The sequence below is a fragment of the Neobacillus fumarioli NBRC 102428 genome (genome assembly GCF_001591485.1).
Classification (GTDB): domain Bacteria; phylum Bacillota; class Bacilli; order Bacillales; family Cytobacillaceae; genus Neobacillus; species Neobacillus fumarioli.
Genome location: NZ_BCUZ01000194.1, coordinates 1 through 3,278, shown reverse-complemented (window position 1 = coordinate 3,278; position 3,278 = coordinate 1). Strand labels below are relative to the sequence as shown.

Annotated in this window: 6 protein-coding genes; 5 read left to right on the top strand and 1 reads right to left on the bottom strand. The window is 44.1% G+C overall.

From position 1 onward, the window contains the following. Positions 1–48 precede the first annotated feature (48 nt). Positions 49–864 carry a pyridoxine/pyridoxal/pyridoxamine kinase gene (gene pdxK, locus BFU02S_RS15330; protein ID WP_066372532.1) on the bottom strand — a complete coding sequence of 272 codons (816 nt, stop codon included), beginning with the start codon at positions 862–864 and terminating at the stop codon, positions 49–51. 213 nt (positions 865–1,077) lie between these two features. Here pdxK and mobA point away from each other — a divergent pair, with 213 nt between their 5' ends. The 5 genes from mobA to BFU02S_RS15305 all read left to right on the top strand — a co-directional run bounded on the left by mobA (position 1,078) and on the right by BFU02S_RS15305 (position 3,247). After that, positions 1,078–1,665 (top strand): molybdenum cofactor guanylyltransferase, encoded by a 588-nt coding sequence (gene mobA, locus BFU02S_RS15325; RefSeq protein WP_066372530.1) that lies wholly within the window; start codon positions 1,078–1,080, stop codon positions 1,663–1,665. Between the two features lie 66 nt (positions 1,666–1,731). Then, on the top strand, positions 1,732–2,196 hold the full coding sequence (locus BFU02S_RS15320; protein ID WP_066372534.1) for a molybdenum cofactor biosynthesis protein MoaE: 465 nt from the start codon (positions 1,732–1,734) through the stop codon (positions 2,194–2,196). Next, a complete protein-coding gene (gene moaD, locus BFU02S_RS15315) occupies positions 2,189–2,422 on the top strand; it encodes a molybdopterin converting factor subunit 1 (protein ID WP_066372527.1) in 234 nt (77 codons plus the stop codon). Before BFU02S_RS15320 ends, moaD begins: the two co-directional genes overlap by 8 nt. 145 nt (positions 2,423–2,567) lie before the next feature. Further along, complete coding sequence (locus tag BFU02S_RS15310) at positions 2,568–2,855, top strand: YwdI family protein (RefSeq protein WP_066372525.1); 288 nt, start codon at positions 2,568–2,570, stop codon at positions 2,853–2,855. 20 nt (positions 2,856–2,875) lie between these two features. Further along, a complete protein-coding gene (locus BFU02S_RS15305) occupies positions 2,876–3,247 on the top strand; it encodes a DUF423 domain-containing protein (RefSeq protein ID WP_066372523.1) in 372 nt (123 codons plus the stop codon). Positions 3,248–3,278: the final 31 nt, after the last annotated feature.

Here is a 3,278-nt window from a genome sequence, read left to right as displayed (position 1 = left end):
CCCCTATCTTCATTGCGACTGTATTGCACCTTTAAAGAGAACCTGTTATTATTCACGAGCATCCTTTCCTCGATAAGCGCCGTGCCATGTCGGGCCAACGTATTCATTTAAGCGGAAACCTTGGCTGATCGCTGCGGAAACAAACGCTTTGGATACTTCCATGGCCTCATAAACAGATTTACCTTTTGCCAGTTCGGCACAGATCGCTGCTGAATTCGTGCAGCCGGCACCATGGGTATAGGTTGTGTCGATTTTGTCGGATTCATAAATTTTGAATTCTTTACCATCATAAAGAAGGTCAAGGGATTTTTCTTCGGTTTGCAGCTTGCTGCCGCCTTTAATGACAACATTTTTCGCACCAAGATCATGAATTTTGGCTGCCGCCTGTTTCATTTCATCCAAGTTCTTTGGTGTTTTCATGCCGGCAAGCTGTCCGGCTTCAAAAAGATTAGGAGTTACAACCAATGCACGAGGAATCAAGAGCTCACGCATCGCATCCGCTGTTTCCGGATTCAATACCTCGTCTTCCCCTTTACATACCATGACGGGATCAATCACAACGCGCTCTAATTTGTGCTCATCGATTTTCTTTGCCGCCAGTTCAATGATTTCTACTGTTCCAAGCATACCGGTTTTCATTGCACTAATCCCGACGGAGAAAATGGTGTCGAGCTGTTTTTCTACGAGACTGGTTTCAATCGGAAACACGCGATGGTGCCAGCCGTTTGGGTCCATTGTCACGATACAGGTAAGGGCAGTCATTCCGTAAACGCCAAGCTCCTGGAAAGTTTTTAAATCCGCCTGCATTCCGGCGCCGCCGCTTGAATCAGACCCGGCAATCGTCAATACTTTTTGAATCGTCATTTTACGAGTTCCCCTTTCAAAAAAGTTCCATTTATAGTATAAATCATTAATTGAATTATATCAGAGTATGGTGATTTATGGTGAAATTTACAATCGTGTAAAAACAGATTTGCAGTTGGAGCCTCGGCTATATTAAACTAAATGAAATAAAACAACGCTGTTTTAAAGAGTCCGAAAACGGTCGTTAATTGGACGGTTTAGGGGGTGTAGGCAATGAAGGCCGGAGCGGTTATTTTGGCAGGCGGGAAGTCCAGCCGTATGGGGACCAATAAAGCCCTGCTAAAGATAAATGGAAAACCGAACATTGAAAGAATTGTAGAGGAATTAAGGTTAGTATTTACTGATCTTATTCTAGTTACAAATCAACCGGAGACTTACGAATATTTAGGAGTAAAACAGACCCCTGACCTTTTCCCAGGATTGGGTCCGCTTGCGGGACTTCATGCTGGCTTAACAGCAAGTGAGGATGACCTTAATTTGCTTGTTGCTTGTGATATGCCGTTTGTTTCAAGCAGGCTGGCTGAGAGGCTTGTTGAGCAATGCGGTGAAATGGATGCGGTAATTCCTGTGATCAATGGAAGGGAGCACCCGTTATTTGCTATTTTCCATAAACGGACGGCCAAAAAAGCTGTAAAATGCATGGAAACGGGCCGGTTGAGCATGAAGGATCTTCTTGAGCAAATTAATGTCCGCTATGTAACGGAAAAAGAACTGCCGGAATTTAGTTCACATGAACTGGAGCGGATCTTTTTCAACATGAATAGGCCTGATGAATATGAAGCTGCCAATAAATATGTTTAGGGTGGCGCATTGCTAGACTTTGGTTAATAATGTTTATAAATGTTTGAAGGGCCAGAGGTGAACAAATTGCGATACGAAATATCGAAGGAACCAATCAATATTCAATCGGTTATTGATAAAGTGGTCGAGCGCGAAGCGGGTGCGATTACGACGTTTATTGGAACCGTCCGCGAATTAACAGACGGTAAGAAAACATTATACTTAATTTATGAAGCTTATGAAACTATGGCGGTAAAGAAGCTCGCACAGATTGGCAAAGAAATTGAAGAGCGCTGGCCGAAAGCAAAAGTGGCCATTACCCACCGGATCGGCCGCTTGGACATTACGGATGTTGCGGTTGTGATCGCTGTGTCAACGCCGCACCGTGCCGATGCCTATGAAGCAAACCGTTATGCAATCGAACGGATCAAGGAGATCGTCCCTATTTGGAAAAAGGAACATTGGGAAGATGGCGAAGCATGGGTCGGTAATCAGTTGGAGACGGTTGCGTATCCAAGCGGCAAACCGGAGGAAGGAGATTTGCATGAATAAAATACTGTTTTTTGCTCATTTGCGTGATGCAGCTGACCGGGAGGAGCTTCAGATAAAGGCAGTTGGAAAAACGGTGGCTGAGCTAAAGACCGAGTTGATGAAGAATTATGATCTGCCGCAGCTCGAAACGGTGATGACAGCCATTAATGAGGAGTTTGTCCCTGATGATGAGATTATACACGATGGCGATGTAATTGCTTTTATTCCGTCAGTTAGCGGGGGATAACTGGGCAATGATCAGAATCGACAGAAACGGACATGTTTCACGTGGAACATAAGGATTTTTGTCGAATGGGCAGCCGGTCTTTTTTTTCGAAAAATCAGCGATTCTCTTGTAGAATAAAAGTAAGATAAAAACTGAGGTGCCAAGTGTGAATATATCCTTGCAAAAATTACTAACAAAAATAGAAGAGGAAGTAAGACAAGCAAAAAGTGTACAAAAGGAGGACGTGTTACGGGAAAAGATTTACTCTATTAAAATATTATGCGAGTTAATCTTGGACGAGCATCAGGAAAAAAGAGAGCCATCGTGGAGTACAGCAGCAAAGGTTCAGCCGCCATTTGTGCAGCAGTCGATCCAGCAGCCGGCTGCAATACCACAGGCAAAGAGACTGGAATTAGATGATGGAGCAAATGGGGATTCGTTATTTGACTTTTAAGAAGCGGGAGGGAATAAGGGATGAAAGCTTTTATTATCATTGGAGCACTTAATGCGTTTTTGGCTGTTGCGCTCGGTGCTTTTGGAGCTCACGGACTGGCAAATAAGCTGGAACCAAAGTATTTGGATATTTGGAAAACAGGGGTTACCTATCAAATGTTCCATGCTTTAGGAATTTTAGTGGTTGGGTTGCTTCTCAGCCGAGGTACCGGCAGCACATTGTTTTCATGGTCCGGATGGCTTATGCTGGCGGGAATTATTTTCTTCAGCGGCAGCTTGTACATACTAAGCTTGACAAAAATCGGCCCGCTCGGTGCCATTACGCCAATTGGCGGTGTTTGCTTTTTAGTGGCATGGGTTTTGATTGTGGTAGGCGCTGTGAAATATTTTTAATAAGAAAAGCGCAAGCGCCTTGGTCAGCCTG